Genomic DNA, 15,751 nt, shown 5'->3' with positions numbered 1-15,751 from the left:
GGAAAACCCGGATCCCCGGACACTTTCCTGCAATCGTCCTTTCTTGAAACCACGGAGTCCCTCCCCATGACCGCAACCGTCGGTGGTACCACCGCCCTTGGCGACAACGCCGCCCGCCAGCTAGCCAATGCCACCAAGAGCGTTCCCCAGCTCGAAACGATCAGCCCGCGCTGGCTCACGCACCTGCTGCAATGGGTTCCGGTCGAGGCCGGCATCTACCGCCTCAACAAGGTCAAGAATCCCGAGTCGATCCAGGTCGTCTGCACGGCCAAGGAAAGCGAGAACCAGCTGCCGCGCACCTTCGTCGACTACGAGGAGAAGCCGCGCGAGTACTACCTCAATGCGGTCAGCACGGTGCTCGACGTCCACACCCGCATCTCCGACCTCTACAGCAGCCCGCACGACCAGATCAAGGAGCAGCTGCGCCTGACGATCGAGACGATCAAGGAGAACCAGGAGAGCGAGCTCATCAACAACCCGGACTACGGCCTGTTGTCGCAGGTGACCGACGAGCAGCGGATCTTCCCGCTGACCGGCGCGCCGACGCCCGATGACCTCGACGAGCTGCTGACCAAGGTCTGGAAGGAGCCGGCCTTCTTCCTGACCCATCCGCTGGCGATCGCCGCCTTCGGGCGCGAGGCCACGCGCCGCGGCACGCCGCCGCCGACCGTGAGCCTGTTCGGCTCGCAGTTCATCACCTGGCGCGGCATTCCGCTGATCCCGTCGAACAAGGTGCCGGTGGCCGACGGCAAGAGCAAGATCCTGCTGCTGCGCGTGGGCGACAAGCGCCAGGGCGTGGTCGGGCTGTTCCAGCCGGGGCTCACCGGCGAGCAGAGCCCGGGCCTGTCGGTGCGTTTCATGGGCATCAACAATCATGCGATCGCGTCCTACCTGATCTCGCTGTACTGCTCGGTCGCGGTGCTGACCAGCGACGCACTGGCCGTGCTCGACGACGTCGAGATCGGCAAGTACCACGACTACACCGTCCTCGACACGTACAAGTAAAGCCGCGCAGTGAGCACCTCACTTTCTCCACCGGGGCTGCCCCAAGTGCCACAGCAGACCGAGGCGCCCTTCGACCCGGCCGTGCTGGCGCGGATGGCGAGCCAGCTGTTCGCGGCCCTGCCGGGCCAGGCCGAGCCGCCCGGCGTGCAGGCGCCTTCGCAACTCGCGCCGCCCGGCTCGCCGCTCGCGAGCCCGGCCGGGTTCGGGCCCAGCGTGCCGGGCACGCCGATCCCGCAAGGCCAGCTGCCGGGCAGCAACCTGATCCCGGCTTCGCCGACGCAGGTGCTGTCGCTGGGCAACCGCGCACCGGCGCTGCAGCCGCACGCGCAGGCCGGCAACGGCGTGCCGGAGAACCTGCTGGGCGCCTTGCCGGCCTACGAGCCGCGCCTGGGCGGCGCCGTTCTCGGCGTGCCCGAAGCGCTGGCGGCAACGCCTTCGCAGTCGTCGCCGTTCTACTTCCTGGGCGACAGCTACGGCCAGCCCTCGGCCGGCGGCCGGGGCACCGACAGCGCGCCGCGGGTGCACGATGCGCTGGCGGGCCTGCCGCTCGCGCGGCCCGATGCCGCCGCTGTCCAGGGCCTGCCGGGGGCGAAGCCGCCAGTGCCGTCCGTGCCGGCGACCGAAGCCTCGGCGCAGCCGCAGTACTACTTCGTCGACTCGGTGCGCCTCACCAGCGGCTACGTGACGCCGGCCAAGCCCTCGCCGCACGGCGACGTGCCGGCGGTGGCGGCCGGCCAGCGCCAGCCCTTCGACGTGAATGCGGTGCGGCGCGACTTCCCGATCCTGCAGGAGCGCGTCAACGGCCGGCAGCTGGTCTGGTTCGACAACGCGGCCACCACGCACAAGCCGCAGTCGGTGATCGACCGCATCTCGTATTTCTACGAGCACGAGAACTCGAACATCCACCGCGCGGCGCACGAACTCGCGGCCCGCGCGACCGATGCCTACGAGGGCGCGCGCGAGCGGGTGCGCAAGTTCATCAATGCGCCGGAGGTCGACGAAGTGATCTTCGTGCGCGGCACCACCGAGGCCATCAACCTGGTGGCCAAGAGCTGGGGCGGCCAGCACGTGGGCGAGGGCGACGAGATCATCGTCAGCAACCTCGAGCACCACGCCAACATCGTGCCGTGGCAGCAGCTCGCATCGGCCAAGGGCGCGAAGCTGCGCGTGATCCCGGTCGACGACTCGGGCCAGGTGCTGCTCGACGAGTACCGCAAGCTGCTCAACGACCGCACGAAGATCGTCGCCGTCACGCAGGTCTCGAACGCGCTCGGCACGGTGGTGCCGGTCAAGGAGATCGTCGAGCTCGCGCACCGCGCCGGCGCGGTGGCGCTGGTCGACGGCGCGCAGTCGGTCTCGCACATGCGGGTCGACGTGCAGGACATCGGGGCCGACTTCTTCGTGTTCTCGGGCCACAAGGTGTTCGGACCGACAGGCATCGGCGTGGTCTGGGGCAAGCGCGAGCTGCTCGAGGACATGCCGCCCTGGCAGGGCGGCGGCAACATGATCGCCGACGTGACTTTCGAGAAAACGGTGTTCCAGCCGATCCCGAACAAGTTCGAGGCCGGCACCGGCAACATCGCGGACGCGGTGGGTCTGGGCGCCGCGATCGACTACGTGAACCGGGTCGGCATCGAGAACATCGCGCGCTACGAGCACGAGCTGCTGGTGTATGGCATGCAGCAGCTGGGCGCGATCCCGGGCGTGCGGCTGATCGGCACCGCGGACGACAAGGCCAGCGTGATGTCCTTCGTGCTGGCCGGCTACAGCACCGAGGAGGTGGGCCACGCGCTCAACGACGAGGGTATCGCGGTGCGCACCGGGCACCACTGCGCCCAGCCGATCCTGCGGCGCTTCGGCGTCGAGACCACGGTGCGGCCTTCGCTCGCGTTCTACAACACCTTCGACGAGATCGACCGGCTGGTGGCGGTGGTGCGCAAGCTGGCGGCCCAGCGCAGGGCCGGCTGACCCGCTGCGGGGACGTGGCGCGGCGGGCGTCTCAGATAGTTTTTTCATAAGCAAGCGAGAAAACGGTTGTTCCTGATAGCAAACGCGACACCTAAAGTCGCGGGTCGCTCTCATCCACAACAGTTTTCTTCATGCCTGCCCAGTCTTTCGAGATCCGTCCCTTCGACGCCCCGGTCGGCGCCGAGATCGTCGGCCTCGACATCTCCAAGCCGATCGACGACGCCGATTTCGCGCGCATCCACCGCGCCCACCTCGATCACCACGTGGTGGTGTTCCGCGACCAGCAGGTGTCGCCGGCCGACCACGTCGCGTTCAGCCGCCGCTTCGGGCCGCTCGAGATCCACGTCCTGCACCAGTTCCAGCTGCCGAATCATCCCGAGATCCTGATCGTCTCGAACATCAAGCAGGACGGCGAACCCATCGGCCTCGGCGATGCCGGCGTCTACTGGCATTCGGACATCTCGTACAAGACCAGGCCCAGCCTCGGCTCGCTGCTGCATGCGCAGGAGCTGCCTTCCGAAGGCGGCGACACGCTGTTCGCCGACCAGCACTTGGCCTGGGAAGCACTCGATCCGGCGCTGCAGGCGCGCCTGCTGCCGCTGAAGGCCGAGCACAGCTACCTCGCCAAGTACGAGGAGCTGCGCGCGAAGAACCCGTGGCGGCCCAAGCTCTCGCAGCAGCAGATCGACCAGGTGGCACCCGCGGTGCAGCCCGTGGTGCGCACGCACCCCGAGACCGGCAGGAAGGCGCTGTTCGTCAGCGAGCATTTCACGACCGGCATCGTCGGCCTGCCGAAGGACGAAAGCGACGCCCTGCTGGCCGAGCTGTTCGCCCACAGCGTCAAGCCGGAGTTCGTCTTGCGCCACCAGTGGCAGCCGCACGACCTCGTGTTCTGGGACAACCGCTCGCTGATGCACCTGGCGGCCGGCACGCCCGACCACCTGCGCCGCAAGCTCTACCGCACCACGATCGTGGGCGACCTGCCCCATTGAACTCCCAAGGACACCGCATCCCATGAATCACATCGCACGCAAGGCCGCTTCGCTGGCCGTCGGCCTGGGCCTGCTGGCCGGCAGCCTCGCCGCCCACGCGGAGGGTCAGATCCGCATCGCCGAGCAGTTCGGCATCGTCTACCTGCTGCTCAATGTCGCGCAGGAGCAGAAGCTGATCGAGAAGCACGCCAAGGCCGAGGGCATCGACGCCAAGGTCGAATGGGTCAAGCTTTCGGGCGGCTCCGCCGTCAACGACGCGCTGCTCTCCGGCAACATCGAGATCGCCGGCGCCGGCGTCGGCCCGCTGCTGACGATCTGGGACCGCACCAAGGGCCGGCAGAACGTCAAGGGCGTGGCTTCGCTGGGCAACTTCCCCTACTACCTCGTGAGCAACAACCCGGCGGTGAAGACCATTGCCGACTTCAGCGACAAGGACCGCATCGCGGTGCCCGCGGTCGGCGTCTCGGTGCAATCGCGCGTGCTGCAGTTCGCCTCGGCCAAGCTGTGGGGCGACAAGGACTTCGCGCGGCTCGACAAGATCAGCGTGGCCGTTCCGCATCCCGATGCGGCGGCAGCGATCATCAAGGGCGGCACCGAGATCAGCGCCCACTTCGGCAACCCGCCGTTCCAGGAGCAGGAGCTGGCCGGCAATCCGCAGGCGCACATCGTCCTGAACTCCTACCAGGTGCTGGGCGGACCGGCCTCGGCCACCGTTCTCTACGCGACCGAGAAATTCCGCAGCGAGAATCCGAAGACCTACAAGGCCTTCCTCGACGCGCTGAACGAGGCCGCCGCCTTCGTGACCGCCAACCCGGAGAAGGCGGCGGACATCTACATCAAGGTCAGCAACGCGAAGATCGACCGCGATCTGCTGCTGAAGATCATCAAGAACCCCGAGGTGCAGTTCAAGACCACGCCGCAGAACACCTATGCGCTGGCCGAGTTCATGCACCGCGTGGGCGCCATCAAGAACAAGCCGGCTTCGGTCAAGGACTACTTCTTCGACGACGCGCTGGTCTCGGGAGGCAACTGAGATGCGCCTGCCCCACTTTCGGCGCGGACTCGCGCTGTTCGCCGCCGCGGCCATCGGCCTCGTGCCGCTGGCATCCCGGGCCGAAGGCAAGATCAGCATCGCCCAGCAGTTCGGCATCGGCTACCTGATCCTCGACGTGGTGCGCGACCAGCAGCTGATCGAGAAACACGGCAAGCAGCAGGGCATCGACATCCAGGTCGACTGGGCCAGCATCTCGGGTTCGACCGGCATGAACGAAGCCCTGCTGGCCGGCGCGCTGGACGTGGTGTCGGCCGGCGTGCCGCCGATGCTGACGCTGTGGGACCGCACCCGGGGCAAGCAGAACGTCAAGGCGGTCGCGGCGCTGGGCTCGCTGCCGAACTACCTGCTGTCGAACAACCCGAAGGTCAAGACCCTCAAGGACCTGAGCGACAAGGACCGGATCGCGGTGCCGGCCGCGGGCGTCGGCTTCCAGTCGCGCACCCTGCAGATCGAGACTGCGCGGGTCTTCGGCAAGGATGATTTCAAGCGCTTCGACACCATCTCGGTGAGCCTGCCGCACCCGGAGGCGACCGCCGCGCTGATCGCCGGCGGGTCCGAGATCAACACCCATTTCTCGAGCGCGCCGTTCTACTACCAGGCGCTGGCTGCCAACAAGAACGTCCACAAGCTGATCAGCTCCTACGACATCCTGGGCGGCCCCGCCACCTTCAACGTGCTCTACACGACGCAGAAGTTCCACGACGAGAACCCCAAGACCTACAAGGCGTTCTATGCCGCGCTGGTCGAGGCGGCGCAGCTGGTGAAGGCCGACAAGGCCCGGGCGGCCGAGATCTTCATCCGGGTGCAGAAGTCGAAGCTGGCGCCCGAGCTGGTGCGCAGCATCGTCGAAGACCCGGAGAACGACTTCACGGTGTCGCCGCACCGCACCTTCGTCTATGCCGAGGAACTGCAGAAGCTCGGCGTCGTCAAGAACAAGGCGGCTTCGTGGAAGGACTACTTCTTCGAAGAAGCCTACGCGCAGCCGGGATCGTGATGGTGTCGCCCGTTCTTCATGCCCCGCGCGTCGCGGGCTCGGCCTTCTGGCGCAGCGTGGATCCGGTGGCGGAGCGCGAGTCGGCGCCGGTGCTCGCGGGCGCGGCTTCGACGCACGGCGCGGCAGTGGCGGGCAACCCCGCCGCCCTGCTGCAGGTCGACGGCGTCAGCCTCGAGTACCGCACGCCCGAGCGGGTGGTGCGGGCCACGCACCGCGTGAGCTTCGAGCTCCACGAGGCTGACCGCTTCGTGCTGCTCGGCCCTTCGGGCTGCGGCAAGTCGACGCTGCTCAAGGCGATCGGCGGCTTCATCGCGCCGGTCGAGGGCGAGATCCGGCTCGACGGCCGCGCCGTCACGGCGCCCGGGCCCGATCGCATCGTGGTGTTCCAGGAGTTCGACCAGCTCCCGCCGTGGAAGACGGTGCGGCAGAACGTGATGTTCCCGCTGCTGGCGTCGCGCACGCTCGGCCGCAAGGAAGCCGCGGAGCGCGCGCTGCACTACCTCGACAAGGTCGGCCTCGCGCCGTTCGCCGATGTCCATCCGCACCAGCTCTCGGGCGGCATGAAGCAGCGCGTGGCGATCGCCCGGGCGCTGGCGATGCAGCCGCGCGTGCTGCTGATGGACGAGCCCTTCGCCGCACTCGACGCGCTCACGCGCCGCAAGATGCAGGAAGAGCTGCTCGAGCTGTGGAGCGAGGTGCGCTTCACGCTGCTTTTCGTCACGCATTCGATCGAGGAGGCGCTGGTGGTCGGCAACCGCATCGCCTTGCTGTCGCCGCACCCGGGCCGCATGCGGGCCGAGATCAACAGCCACGGCTTCACGCTCGAGAGCCAGGGCGGCACCGAGTTCCAGGCCGTGGCGCAGCGCATCCATCGGCTGCTGTTCGACGAGCCGGTGGCGCAGGGAGTGGCGCGATGAGCTATGTCATCGACCCACCCGTGCGGCCCGAGTACGAGCGCCGCCTCGAGCCCTTCACCGAACTGCCGGTCGAGCGTTCACTGCCCTTCGCCACCCGGCTCTGGGCGCAGGGCTGGCTGCGCAAGGGCGTGATCCTGATCGTGCTCGCGCTGGTCTGGGAAGCGGCCGCGCGCTGGCAGGACAACGACCTGCTGCTGCCGACCTTCACCGCGACCGCGCGGGCGCTGGTCGAAGGCCTCGCGAGCGGCGAGCTGATCGAGAAGGTTCGCATCTCGCTGGCCGTGCTGCTGCAGGGCTATGTCGCCGGCGTGCTGCTGGCCTTCGGCCTCACCACGCTCGCGGTGTCGACGCAGATCGGCCGCGACCTGCTGGGCACGCTGACCTCGATGTTCAACCCGCTGCCCGCGATCGCGCTGCTGCCGCTGGCGCTGCTGTGGTTCGGCCTCGGGCGCGGCAGCCTGGTCTTCGTGCTGATCCATTCGGTGCTGTGGCCGCTGGCGCTCAACACCTACGCGGGCTTCCAGGGCGTGCCCGAGACGCTGCGCATGGCCGGCCGCAACTACGGCCTCAAGGGATTCCGCTACGTGCTGCAGATCCTGGTGCCGGCCGCGCTGCCGGCGATCCTGTCGGGGCTCAAGATCGGCTGGGCCTTCGCCTGGCGCACGCTGATCGCCGCCGAGCTGGTGTTCGGCGCCTCGTCGGGCAAGGGCGGACTGGGCTGGTACATCTTCCAGAATCGCAACGAGCTCTACACCGACCGCGTCTTCGCAGGGCTTGCGCTGGTGGTGCTGATCGGCCTGGCGGTCGAGAGCCTGGGCTTCGCGACGCTGGAGCGGCTCACGGTCCGCAAGTGGGGGCAGCAGCGCTAGCAGGTAGGTCGGCGCCGGGCTACTTCAGCTTGGCGTCCTCCCGCTTGGCCTCGGCCATCGCTTCCGGTTCGAGTTCCTCCGCGTACCGGTTGAGCCGCACGAACAGGCCCCAGCCCGCCAGGATCACCCCGACGGCGCAGAGCGTCGCCGCGGCGTAGAGAAGAAGCTGGGGATCCTCGCGCGCCTTGAAGGTGGCGACCAGCGCTTCGATCGCGACCGCAACGACGATCACCACCATGAAGCGCGAAAGGAACCTGCGCACGCGCGTGGGTGCGCTGATGTGGGCATCGCGGATGACTTCTTCCTCGGCGATCGTCTGGGAAATCTGCAAGGCGACGACGGCCGCCGCCAGCAGGCCCATGGCCTCGATGATGGCCTCGGCGGAGGACGCGTCGAGGCTGCTGCCGAAGGCTTCCCAGGCGACCCGGGCGGCAATGGCGATCAGCATCAGGGCCGCGATGCCGAACAGTCCCGCCATCAATGCGTGGATCGCGGAATAGAGGCCGAGGACGAGCTTCATGAGTGCGGCGATGCTCGCCGCTTCGCATGCATCGCCGTGTACGCCGGCGCCGCTTGATCTTGTCGGAAGCCTCCGCGCCAGGGCGGGGCCCTCGAGCCGATGCGGGTCAGGCGACCAGGCGTTGCGCGGGGGCGGATTCGGCGGCCTCGCGCGAGCGGCGGGCCTCGTAGCTGCGCAGCTGCGCACAGGCCAGCGGCAGCAGCACGGTGTCGGCGGTCGACCAGCGGCCCCGGCGCAGCAGATCGCCGAGGATGTGATCGCCCTCGGTCGGGGCGCCGCGCTCGATGTCCTTCAGCAGCGAGGCGGTCAGTGCCGAGCCCGGCGCGGTGACCGTGGCGCGGGTCCGGCCCACGGCCTCGGGGCTGGGCGGGAAGCCGTTGTGCGCAGCGATGCGGCTGCATTCGTTCAGCAGTTCGAGGGCGACGTGCTGCGCCCCGGCCTGCGCGATGTCGCCCACGCTCGCGCGCATCAGGCTGGTGGCCCCGGCGAGGGTGGCGATGTGCACCCACTTCTCCCACATCGCCTGCAGGATCCTGTCGCTCGGCCTGCTCTCGAAATTGGCCGTGGCGAAGGCGGCCGCGATCGCTTCGCTGCGCGCGCTGCGCTCGCCGTCGAGTTCGCCGAAGGCCAGCGTGTGGTCCCGGCTCAGGTGCACCACATCCCCGCTCTCGTCGAGGGCGGCGGAGATCACGCCGAGGCCGCCCAGCACATTGCGGTAGCCGAAGCGTTCGGTCAGCCGGTCCAGGTGGCGCAGGCCGTTGAGCAGCGGCAGGATCGCGGTTCCGGGCCCGACCGCGGGCGCGAACGCGGCGATGGTTCCCTCGAGGTCGTAGGCCTTGCAACCCACGATGACCAGGTCGTAGGTCGACCGGATCTGATGCGCGAGCAGCACCGGCGGCGAAGGCAGGTGCGCGTTGCCCGCGGGGCTGTGGATGCGCAGCCCGCCGGCGGCGAGCTGGGCCGCGCGTCGCGGGCGCAGCAGGAAGGTCAGGTCCTGGCCGGCCTGCAGCAGCCGGCCGCCGAAGTAGCCGCCCAGGGCGCCAGCGCCCACCACGAGGATTCTCATGGGTCGTCCTTTCAAGTCCGTCGGTGTGCGAATGCACGAAGATCGAAGTCCGATGCCTGGCCCAGCACGCGCTGCGCGATCGCCTCGCCGAGGCCGGCGGAGTGCTTGAAGCCGTGCCCCGAGCAGGTTGAGGCCACCAGCACCTGCGGTGCGTCGGGCAGGCGGTCGACCACGAAATGGCGGTCCCGCGTCACGGTGTACATGCAGGCACGGGCGTCGATCACGCGCCCGTCGATCGCCGGAAAGCGCCCGGCGACGCGGCTGCGGAACATCGCCTCGACCTCGGCGGCGTCGACCTCGCGCGCCAGCGCCGCCGGCGAGGTGGTGCGGGCGTACTGCTCGCTCGCCACCTTGAGCGCGGGCCGGCCGGCGTCGGCGGAGGGGAAGCCGTACATGTAGTCTTCCTCCGCGTCGCCGTACATCCAGATGAAGATCGGCATCCGGCCGGGCACGAAGTCGCCCGCCGCGTTGCCGGCATCGAACCAGTACATCACCTGCCGGTACACCTCGAACTCGCCATGCCATGCATCGCGCGCGGCCTGTGGCAGGAATTCAGGCAGCCACGGGCCTGCAGCGACCACCACCTGACGGGCCGTATGGGTCGCGCCGGCGGTGCGCACCGTCACCGATTCGCCTTCTGCGCCGCCGTCGAGCGCGAGCACGGGATCGTCCACGTGCACCCGCGCGCCCGAGGCCCGCGCGACATCGAGCTGCGCGGCGATCGCCTGCTCGGGGCGCACGAAGCCCGCCTCGGGCTCGTAGTAGCCGATCTCGTTGCCCTGCAGGTGGAACTGCGGGAAGCGGGCGCGGATGCCAACGGCATCGAGCACCTCGTGGGCGATGCCGAAGCGCTGCGCGCTCGCGATGGTGCGGCGCACGAAATCCGGCTTGCCATGGTGGTCGGCCGCGCCGTCGCGAGGCGCCAGGACCAGGCCGCCGGTCTGCGTCAGGATCGAGCGGCCGGTGGCGGCCTCGAGCTCGCGCCAGATGGCGTGCGAACGCCGCACCAGCGGCACGTAGGCCTCGCCTTCGCCGATGGCCAGCCGCGTGATGCGCGACTCGCCGTGCGAGGACCCATGGTCGTGCGGCGGCGCGAAGCGGTCGATGCCGAGCACGCGCGCGCCGCGCCGCGCGAGCTGGCAGAGCGTGGCGGCGCCCACCGCTCCGAGCCCGACCACGATGGCGTCGTAGTGGGTCGAGTCCTTCATGGTCTTGGACGCGCCGCCCGCGCCGCGGCATGCGGATGCATCAGGCCAGGCCCAGGTCCAGGTTCAGGAATGCGTCCTTGACCTCGATCGGCTTGGGAATCAGCTTGAGTTCGGCGAAGGCGTCGGCCAGCCCCTGCTGCTCGCGCGCGATCTCGGGCGTCAGCGCGACCACGCCGTACTGCCGGCGGCCGGTGGCGAGCGCGAGCACCTTGGGCTCGACCTTGAGCTGCGGCGACAGCAGCTCCACCACCTCCTTCGGATTGCCCTGGGCCCACTGGTTGGCCTTCGCCAGTTCGGCGAACACGGTCCTGAGCGTGGCCTGGTTGGCCCGGGCGTAACCCGGCTGGGCGAAGTGATAGGTCCGATTGCCGCTCAGGCCCGTGCCGTCGAACAGCAGCCTCGAATCGGTGGCGATCTGGGCCCCGGCCAGGAACGGGTCCCACAGGCCGAGCGCCGCGACGCTGCCCGACTGGTAGGCAGCCACGCTGTCGGAGGCGGTCAGGATGTAGACCGGCTCGATGTCTTCGTAGCGCAGGCCGTTGGCCTGCAGCGCCTTGATCAGGACGTACTGGGTGTTGTAGCCGCGGCCCGTGACCACCTTCTTGCCCTTGAGGTCGCGCACGGTCCTGATCGGCGAGTCCTTCGGCACCAGGAAGCCGACGCCGCCCGGGTACGGGCTTTCGGCCGCGAGGTACGCCAGACCCTTGCCGCTGGCCTGCTGGAACACGCCGATGCCGTCCGAGGCATGGCCGAAATCGATGGCGTTGGCGGCGAGCGCCTCCGACAGCTGGCTGCCGCCGAGGAACTCGCGCCACTCCACCGTGACGCCGGCCGGCGCCAGCGCCTTCTCCAGATTGCCGGTGCCCTTGAGGATGTTGAGCGTGTTGAACTTCTGGTAGCCGATGCGCAGGGTCCTGGCGGGTGCGGCGGGGCTTTGGGCCCAGGCGAAGCCCGGCACCGCGGCGGCGGCGAGCGCGCCGGCGCCGGCCTGGAGCAGCGCACGGCGGCGCGACAGGGAGGAGGTCATGGAGAGATCGGCCCGCTTCAGAATGCCGGCACCAGCGCGCCGCTGAACTTGGTCTCGATGAAGTTCTTCACCTCGGGCGAGTGGTAGGCCTTCACGAGCTGCTGCGCCCAGGGCTTGTCCTTGTCGGCGCGGCGCACCGCGATGATGTTGGCGTACGGGCCTTTGGGCGACTCCTTGATCACCGCGTCCCTGGCCAGCGTCAGCCCGGCCTTCTCGGCATAGTCGTTGTTGATCGAGGCGATCGTCAGGTCGTCCAGCGAGCGCGGCAGCTGCGCGGCGTCGAGCGGCACCAGCTTGAGCTTCTTGGGGTTGGACACCACGTCGAGCGGGGTCGCGTTGTTGTTCTTCACGGCCTCGGGCTTGAGCGTGATGAGCTTGGCCTCCTGCAGCAGCAGCAGCGCGCGGTTGCCGTTGGACGGGTCGTTCTGGATGCCGACCGACGCGCCGTCGGGCAGCGCATCGATCGACTTGATCTTGCGCGAATAGAAGCCCAGCGGCGCCGTGATCGTGAGACCGACCGGCACGATGTCGAAGCCGCGCGACTTGTTCTGGTTGTCGAGGAAGGGCTGGTGCTGGAAGGCGTTGGCGTCGAGATCGCCGGCCGCCAGCGCGGCGTTGGGCAGCTGGTAGTCGTTGAACACGACGACCTCGACGGCCAGGCCGTCGCGTGCCGCCGCCTTCTTGACGACTTCCCAGATCTGCTCGCCGCTGCCGACGGAGACGCCGATCTTGAGGGCTTTCCTGTCCTGCGCGTGCAGTGTGCCGCTGGTGGTGAAAAGGGCCATGGAGGCAAGGGAGAGCGCGGCGATCAGCGCGGCGCGGCGGCGGACAGGAAGCATGGGAATGAGCATGTCGAATGGAAGACCCGCCACTGTGCCGGCCGCCGGTGCGGCGGGGAACGAAGGAAAACGCGCAACCTTATGCGCTCGGTGTCGAGCGGCGGCGTTCGATCGGCCTTGCGCGAAATCCGCATAAGCAGCCTCTGAATGCGTCGTTCCCCCGCTGCCGGCCGGCCCCGATACTCGCTGGCTTTACCCGGCCCGATCGGCGGGCCGCAACCAGCCCATGACCTCTCTTGCTCGTCGTTCCATCCTCGCCCTCTCGGTGCTCGCACTGTCGTTCGGTGGCCTCTCGCTCGAAGCGCAGGCCCAGGCCGCGGCCAAGAAGGAGCTGGTGATCGGCGGCACCGCCGGCTCCAACATCGACCAGCTCAAGGCCGGCATCGTGCCGATCCTCGAGAAGAAGGGCTACAAGGTGAAGCTGGTCGAGTTCAACGACTACGTGCAACCCAACCTGGCGCTGGCACAGGGCTCGCTCGACGCCAACTTCTTCCAGCACCTCGTCTACCTCAAGAAGTTCGCGGCCGACCAGAAGCTCGACATCGTCGAACTGGTGCAGGGCCCGATCGCGCCGCTGGGCGTCTACTCGACCCAGCGCAAGACCCTGGCCGAAGCGCGCGAAGGCGACCGCTTCACCCTGCCCAACGACCCGAGCAACCTGGCCCGCGCGCTGGTGCTGCTGGAGCAGAACAAGCTGGTCACGCTGAAGGCCGGCATCGACCCGATCCGCGCCACCGAGAAGGACATCGCGGAGAACCCGCGCAAGCTCAGGTTCATCCCGCTCGAGGCGGCGCAGCTGCCGCGCTCGCTGGGCGACACGGAGTACGCGATCATCAACGGCAATTTCGCGATCTCCTCCGGCCTCAAGCTCACCGAAGCGGTGGCCCTCGAGAAGACGCCCGACCACTACCTCAACGTGGTCGCGGTGAAGCGCGCCGACAAGGACGCGCCGTGGGCCAGGGACCTGGTCGAAGCCTATCGCTCCAAGGATTTCCAGAGCGTGGTGGACAGCAAGTTCCAGGGCTACGCCAAGCCCACCTTCCTGCAGTAGGCGACAGGCGCCGCCGGGCCAAGGCAGACACGCCATGGGTGTGCTGGTTGCATTCGATGCCCAGGCGAACTGGGCCGAGACCCATGTGTGCGACAGCCTGCTGCTCGGCAGGGTCGAGCGGCTCGGCGCGGCTTGGGGGCGATCGAAGGTCGAGTCGCCCTGGCCGGCAGATGCCGCGCTGGCAGCCTTGCTCGACAGCCGGCGCGATGAGGTCGCGGAGTTCGGCGCGCGCTTCGGGACCGGATCCGTCGAGCGCATCCGGCTCCTGCCCGAAGCCGCCCACTGGCCCGAACGCCGGCGCGGCTGGCGGCGGCTGGACGCACGCGATGGCTGGGTGGTGCACTGGGTGCTCGAAGGCACGCTGCTGGTCTACCTCCAGGCGGCGAGCGGGTATCTGGCCGTGCTCTGCGAAGCCGGCGAGTGGCTGGCGATCCCGGCCGGCCTGCGGCATCTGCGCGATGCCGGCGAAGCGCCCGAGCTCGACCTGCTCGTGCTGTCGCAGCCCGGCGCGGGCATCGGGCCGGCTCCGCACGGACAAGGCGATGCCGGGCTGCCTTCGCTCGACGAGTTCGTCGACACGATGCTCGAGCTGACCGGCCACGCCGCCGACGAATAGCCGGCCGGCAGCGCTGCGCCTCAGGCCGCGGCGCGCTCGGCGCTTCGGCCCGGCGGCCGCGCCAGTCCCAGGTGATCGCGCAGCGTCGGGCCTTCGTAATCGGTGCGGAAGATGCCGCGCTGCTGGAGCAGCGGCACCACGCCCTCGACGAAGGCCTGCAGGCCGTCGGGCAGCACGTCCGGCATCAGGTTGAAGCCGTCGGCGGCGCCGGCCCTGAACCAGCGCTCGATGTCGTCGGCGATCTGTTCGGGCGTGCCGACGATCACGCGGTGGCCGCCGCCGCCCGCGAGTTCGCGGATCAGTTCGCGGGTCGTCAGGTCGAGGCGCCTGGCTGTCGCCAGCGTGGCATTGAAGAAGGTGTGGTTGCCATTGCCGCCGCCGGGCAGCGGCAGGTTCTCGGGCAGGCGTTGGTCGAGCCCGAGCCGATCCGGCGTGATGCCGAGGATGCCGGCCAGTCGCGCCAGGCTGTAGTCCCAGGGGATCAGGTCGACCAGTTCGTCGCGGCGGCGGCGCGCGGCCGCCTCGGTGTCGCCGATGATGGTGGTCAGGCCCGGCAGCACGCGCAGTGCTTCGGGACCCCGGCCCAGCGCTTCGGCGCGCGACTTGAGGTCGCGCGCATAGGCCAGCGCCTCCTCGAACGATTGCGAGGCCGAGAACACCGCCTCCGCGTGGCGCGCCGCCAGCGTGCGGCCGTCGCCCGAGCCACCGGCCTGCACCAGCACCGGATGGCCCTGCGGCGTGCGCGGCAGGGTCGATGGCCCCTGCACCGAGAAGAATTCCCCCTGGTGTGCGACAGGCTGCACCTTGGCGGTGTCGATGAAGCGGCCGGCGGCCTGGTCGCCGATGAAGGCGTCGTCTTCCCAGCTGTCCCAAAGCGCCTTGACGACCGAGGTGAATTCGGCCGCCCGCGCATAGCGCTGGGCGTGGTCGGGCACCGCGTCGCGGCCGAAATTGCGCGCCGAGGCCAGGTCGGCGGTGGTGACGACGTTCCAGCCTGCGCGCCCGCCGCTCACGTGATCCAGCGTGGCGAAGCGCCTGGCGATGTTGTAGGGCTCGTTGTAGCTGGTCGATGCCGTGGCGATCAGCCCGATATGGCGCGTCGCCGCGGCCACGCTCGCCAGCAGCACGGTGGGTTCGAGCGCGGTGATCGGCCGGAAGTGGATCTGCTCGACGATGGCCGCGTTGTCGGCGAGGAACACGGCGTCGAGCTTGCCGGCCTCGGCGATCTGCGCGACGCGGATGTAGTGCTGCACGTCGATGAAGGCGCGCGGGTCGCTGCCCGCCGGTCGCCAGGCCGAGGGCAGGAAGCCCGAGTGAAGGATGTTGACGTTGAGGTGCAGGCGGCGTGGCGCGCGCGCGGCGCGGGAGCGGTTCATCTTGGAGGATCGCAGGGGCAGGCACCGCACTGTAGGGCCGCCCTCGCGCCGGGCGAACGAAGATTCGCGCGCATCGATATGCGCGGCGCACCTATGCCGCCGCAGCGGTCGCGGCGGCAATGCTAGGGCCCGGCCTACGGCGCCGGCACGACCTCGTAGTACACGCCGCTGGAGCCGAAGTAGGGCTTGTACCAGGTCGGTCCGGCCTGGTAGTAGTTGACGCCGTTCACGACCATGCTGCGCGCGCCA

Annotated in this window: 15 protein-coding genes; 9 read left to right on the top strand and 6 right to left on the bottom strand. The window is 69.2% G+C overall.

What is annotated here, in order from left to right; genetic code table 11:
• Window positions 1-66 precede the first annotated feature (66 nt).
• The 7 genes from QTI45_RS26565 to QTI45_RS26535 all read left to right on the top strand — a co-directional run bounded on the left by QTI45_RS26565 (window position 67) and on the right by QTI45_RS26535 (window position 7,799).
• On the top strand, window positions 67-1,005 hold the full coding sequence (locus QTI45_RS26565; protein WP_286656455.1) for a family 2A encapsulin nanocompartment shell protein: 939 nt from the start codon (window positions 67-69) through the stop codon (window positions 1,003-1,005).
• A 93-nt stretch (window positions 1,006-1,098) separates the two neighbouring features.
• Window positions 1,099-2,973: a family 2A encapsulin nanocompartment cargo protein cysteine desulfurase gene (locus QTI45_RS26560; RefSeq protein WP_286656695.1), complete on the top strand. Its 1,875-nt coding sequence runs from the start codon at window positions 1,099-1,101 to the stop codon at window positions 2,971-2,973.
• Window positions 2,974-3,104: 131 nt separating this feature from the next.
• On the top strand, window positions 3,105-3,965 hold the full coding sequence (locus QTI45_RS26555; protein WP_286656454.1) for a TauD/TfdA dioxygenase family protein: 861 nt from the start codon (window positions 3,105-3,107) through the stop codon (window positions 3,963-3,965).
• 22 nt (window positions 3,966-3,987) lie between these two features.
• Window positions 3,988-4,998: an ABC transporter substrate-binding protein gene (locus QTI45_RS26550; protein WP_286656453.1), complete on the top strand. Its 1,011-nt coding sequence runs from the start codon at window positions 3,988-3,990 to the stop codon at window positions 4,996-4,998.
• 1 nt (window position 4,999) lies between these two features.
• Window positions 5,000-6,013: an ABC transporter substrate-binding protein gene (locus tag QTI45_RS26545; RefSeq protein ID WP_286656452.1), complete on the top strand. Its 1,014-nt coding sequence runs from the start codon at window positions 5,000-5,002 to the stop codon at window positions 6,011-6,013.
• A gap of 89 nt (window positions 6,014-6,102) precedes the next feature.
• A complete protein-coding gene (locus QTI45_RS26540) occupies window positions 6,103-6,930 on the top strand; it encodes an ABC transporter ATP-binding protein (protein WP_286656694.1) in 828 nt (275 codons plus the stop codon).
• Complete coding sequence (locus tag QTI45_RS26535; protein WP_286369709.1) at window positions 6,927-7,799, top strand: ABC transporter permease; 873 nt, start codon at window positions 6,927-6,929, stop codon at window positions 7,797-7,799. Before QTI45_RS26540 ends, QTI45_RS26535 begins: the two co-directional genes overlap by 4 nt.
• Window positions 7,800-7,818: 19 nt before the next feature.
• On the opposite strand, the gene QTI45_RS26530 is transcribed toward QTI45_RS26535, so the two are convergent.
• The 5 genes from QTI45_RS26530 to QTI45_RS26510 all read right to left on the bottom strand — a co-directional run bounded on the left by QTI45_RS26530 (window position 7,819) and on the right by QTI45_RS26510 (window position 12,459).
• The gene (locus QTI45_RS26530; RefSeq protein WP_286369708.1) at window positions 7,819-8,319 is read right to left on the bottom strand and encodes a hypothetical protein; all 501 of its coding nucleotides are present in this window, start codon (window positions 8,317-8,319) and stop codon (window positions 7,819-7,821) included.
• Window positions 8,320-8,425: 106 nt separating this feature from the next.
• A complete protein-coding gene (locus QTI45_RS26525; protein ID WP_286656451.1) occupies window positions 8,426-9,385 on the bottom strand; it encodes a ketopantoate reductase family protein in 960 nt (319 codons plus the stop codon).
• An 11-nt stretch (window positions 9,386-9,396) separates the two neighbouring features.
• Window positions 9,397-10,593: an N-methyl-L-tryptophan oxidase gene (gene solA, locus QTI45_RS26520; RefSeq protein WP_286656450.1), complete on the bottom strand. Its 1,197-nt coding sequence runs from the start codon at window positions 10,591-10,593 to the stop codon at window positions 9,397-9,399.
• A 40-nt stretch (window positions 10,594-10,633) separates the two neighbouring features.
• A complete protein-coding gene (locus QTI45_RS26515; protein WP_286369705.1) occupies window positions 10,634-11,620 on the bottom strand; it encodes an aliphatic sulfonate ABC transporter substrate-binding protein in 987 nt (328 codons plus the stop codon).
• Between the two features lie 17 nt (window positions 11,621-11,637).
• The gene (locus QTI45_RS26510) at window positions 11,638-12,459 is read right to left on the bottom strand and encodes a MetQ/NlpA family ABC transporter substrate-binding protein (protein WP_444813313.1); all 822 of its coding nucleotides are present in this window, start codon (window positions 12,457-12,459) and stop codon (window positions 11,638-11,640) included.
• A gap of 226 nt (window positions 12,460-12,685) precedes the next feature.
• Between QTI45_RS26510 and QTI45_RS26505 the strand changes: the two genes are divergently transcribed.
• The gene (locus tag QTI45_RS26505) at window positions 12,686-13,510 is read left to right on the top strand and encodes a MetQ/NlpA family ABC transporter substrate-binding protein (RefSeq protein WP_286369704.1); all 825 of its coding nucleotides are present in this window, start codon (window positions 12,686-12,688) and stop codon (window positions 13,508-13,510) included.
• A gap of 34 nt (window positions 13,511-13,544) precedes the next feature.
• Entirely contained in the window at window positions 13,545-14,126 is a 582-nt protein-coding gene (locus tag QTI45_RS26500; protein WP_286656449.1) for a cupin domain-containing protein, read from the top strand.
• A gap of 20 nt (window positions 14,127-14,146) precedes the next feature.
• Here QTI45_RS26500 and QTI45_RS26495 read toward each other — a convergent pair whose 3' ends face one another.
• Entirely contained in the window at window positions 14,147-15,502 is a 1,356-nt protein-coding gene (locus QTI45_RS26495) for an LLM class flavin-dependent oxidoreductase (protein WP_286656448.1), read from the bottom strand.
• Between the last annotated feature and the right edge of the window lie 249 nt (window positions 15,503-15,751).

The organism is Variovorax saccharolyticus, from assembly GCF_030316765.1.
GTDB lineage: Bacteria > Pseudomonadota > Gammaproteobacteria > Burkholderiales > Burkholderiaceae_C > Variovorax > Variovorax saccharolyticus.
Note: the sequence above shows the minus strand (reverse complement) of the source record. Positions and strands in the feature narration are given on the sequence as shown.

Coding starts and splice junctions, on each gene's coding strand:
- QTI45_RS26545 (WP_286656452.1), top strand. CDS start 5,000: ATGCGCCTGCCCCACTTTCGGCGCGGACTCGCGCTGTTCGCCGCCGCG.
- QTI45_RS26515 (WP_286369705.1), bottom strand. CDS start 11,620: ATGACCTCCTCCCTGTCGCGCCGCCGTGCGCTGCTCCAGGCCGGCGCC.
- QTI45_RS26495 (WP_286656448.1), bottom strand. CDS start 15,502: ATGAACCGCTCCCGCGCCGCGCGCGCGCCACGCCGCCTGCACCTCAAC.
- QTI45_RS26565 (WP_286656455.1), top strand. CDS start 67: ATGACCGCAACCGTCGGTGGTACCACCGCCCTTGGCGACAACGCCGCC.
- QTI45_RS26550 (WP_286656453.1), top strand. CDS start 3,988: ATGAATCACATCGCACGCAAGGCCGCTTCGCTGGCCGTCGGCCTGGGC.
- QTI45_RS26505 (WP_286369704.1), top strand. CDS start 12,686: ATGACCTCTCTTGCTCGTCGTTCCATCCTCGCCCTCTCGGTGCTCGCA.
- QTI45_RS26535 (WP_286369709.1), top strand. CDS start 6,927: ATGAGCTATGTCATCGACCCACCCGTGCGGCCCGAGTACGAGCGCCGC.
- QTI45_RS26500 (WP_286656449.1), top strand. CDS start 13,545: ATGGGTGTGCTGGTTGCATTCGATGCCCAGGCGAACTGGGCCGAGACC.
- QTI45_RS26560 (WP_286656695.1), top strand. CDS start 1,099: ATGGCGAGCCAGCTGTTCGCGGCCCTGCCGGGCCAGGCCGAGCCGCCC.
- QTI45_RS26525 (WP_286656451.1), bottom strand. CDS start 9,385: ATGAGAATCCTCGTGGTGGGCGCTGGCGCCCTGGGCGGCTACTTCGGC.
- QTI45_RS26510 (WP_444813313.1), bottom strand. CDS start 12,459: ATGCTTCCTGTCCGCCGCCGCGCCGCGCTGATCGCCGCGCTCTCCCTT.
- solA (WP_286656450.1), bottom strand. CDS start 10,593: ATGAAGGACTCGACCCACTACGACGCCATCGTGGTCGGGCTCGGAGCG.
- QTI45_RS26530 (WP_286369708.1), bottom strand. CDS start 8,319: ATGAAGCTCGTCCTCGGCCTCTATTCCGCGATCCACGCATTGATGGCG.
- QTI45_RS26555 (WP_286656454.1), top strand. CDS start 3,105: ATGCCTGCCCAGTCTTTCGAGATCCGTCCCTTCGACGCCCCGGTCGGC.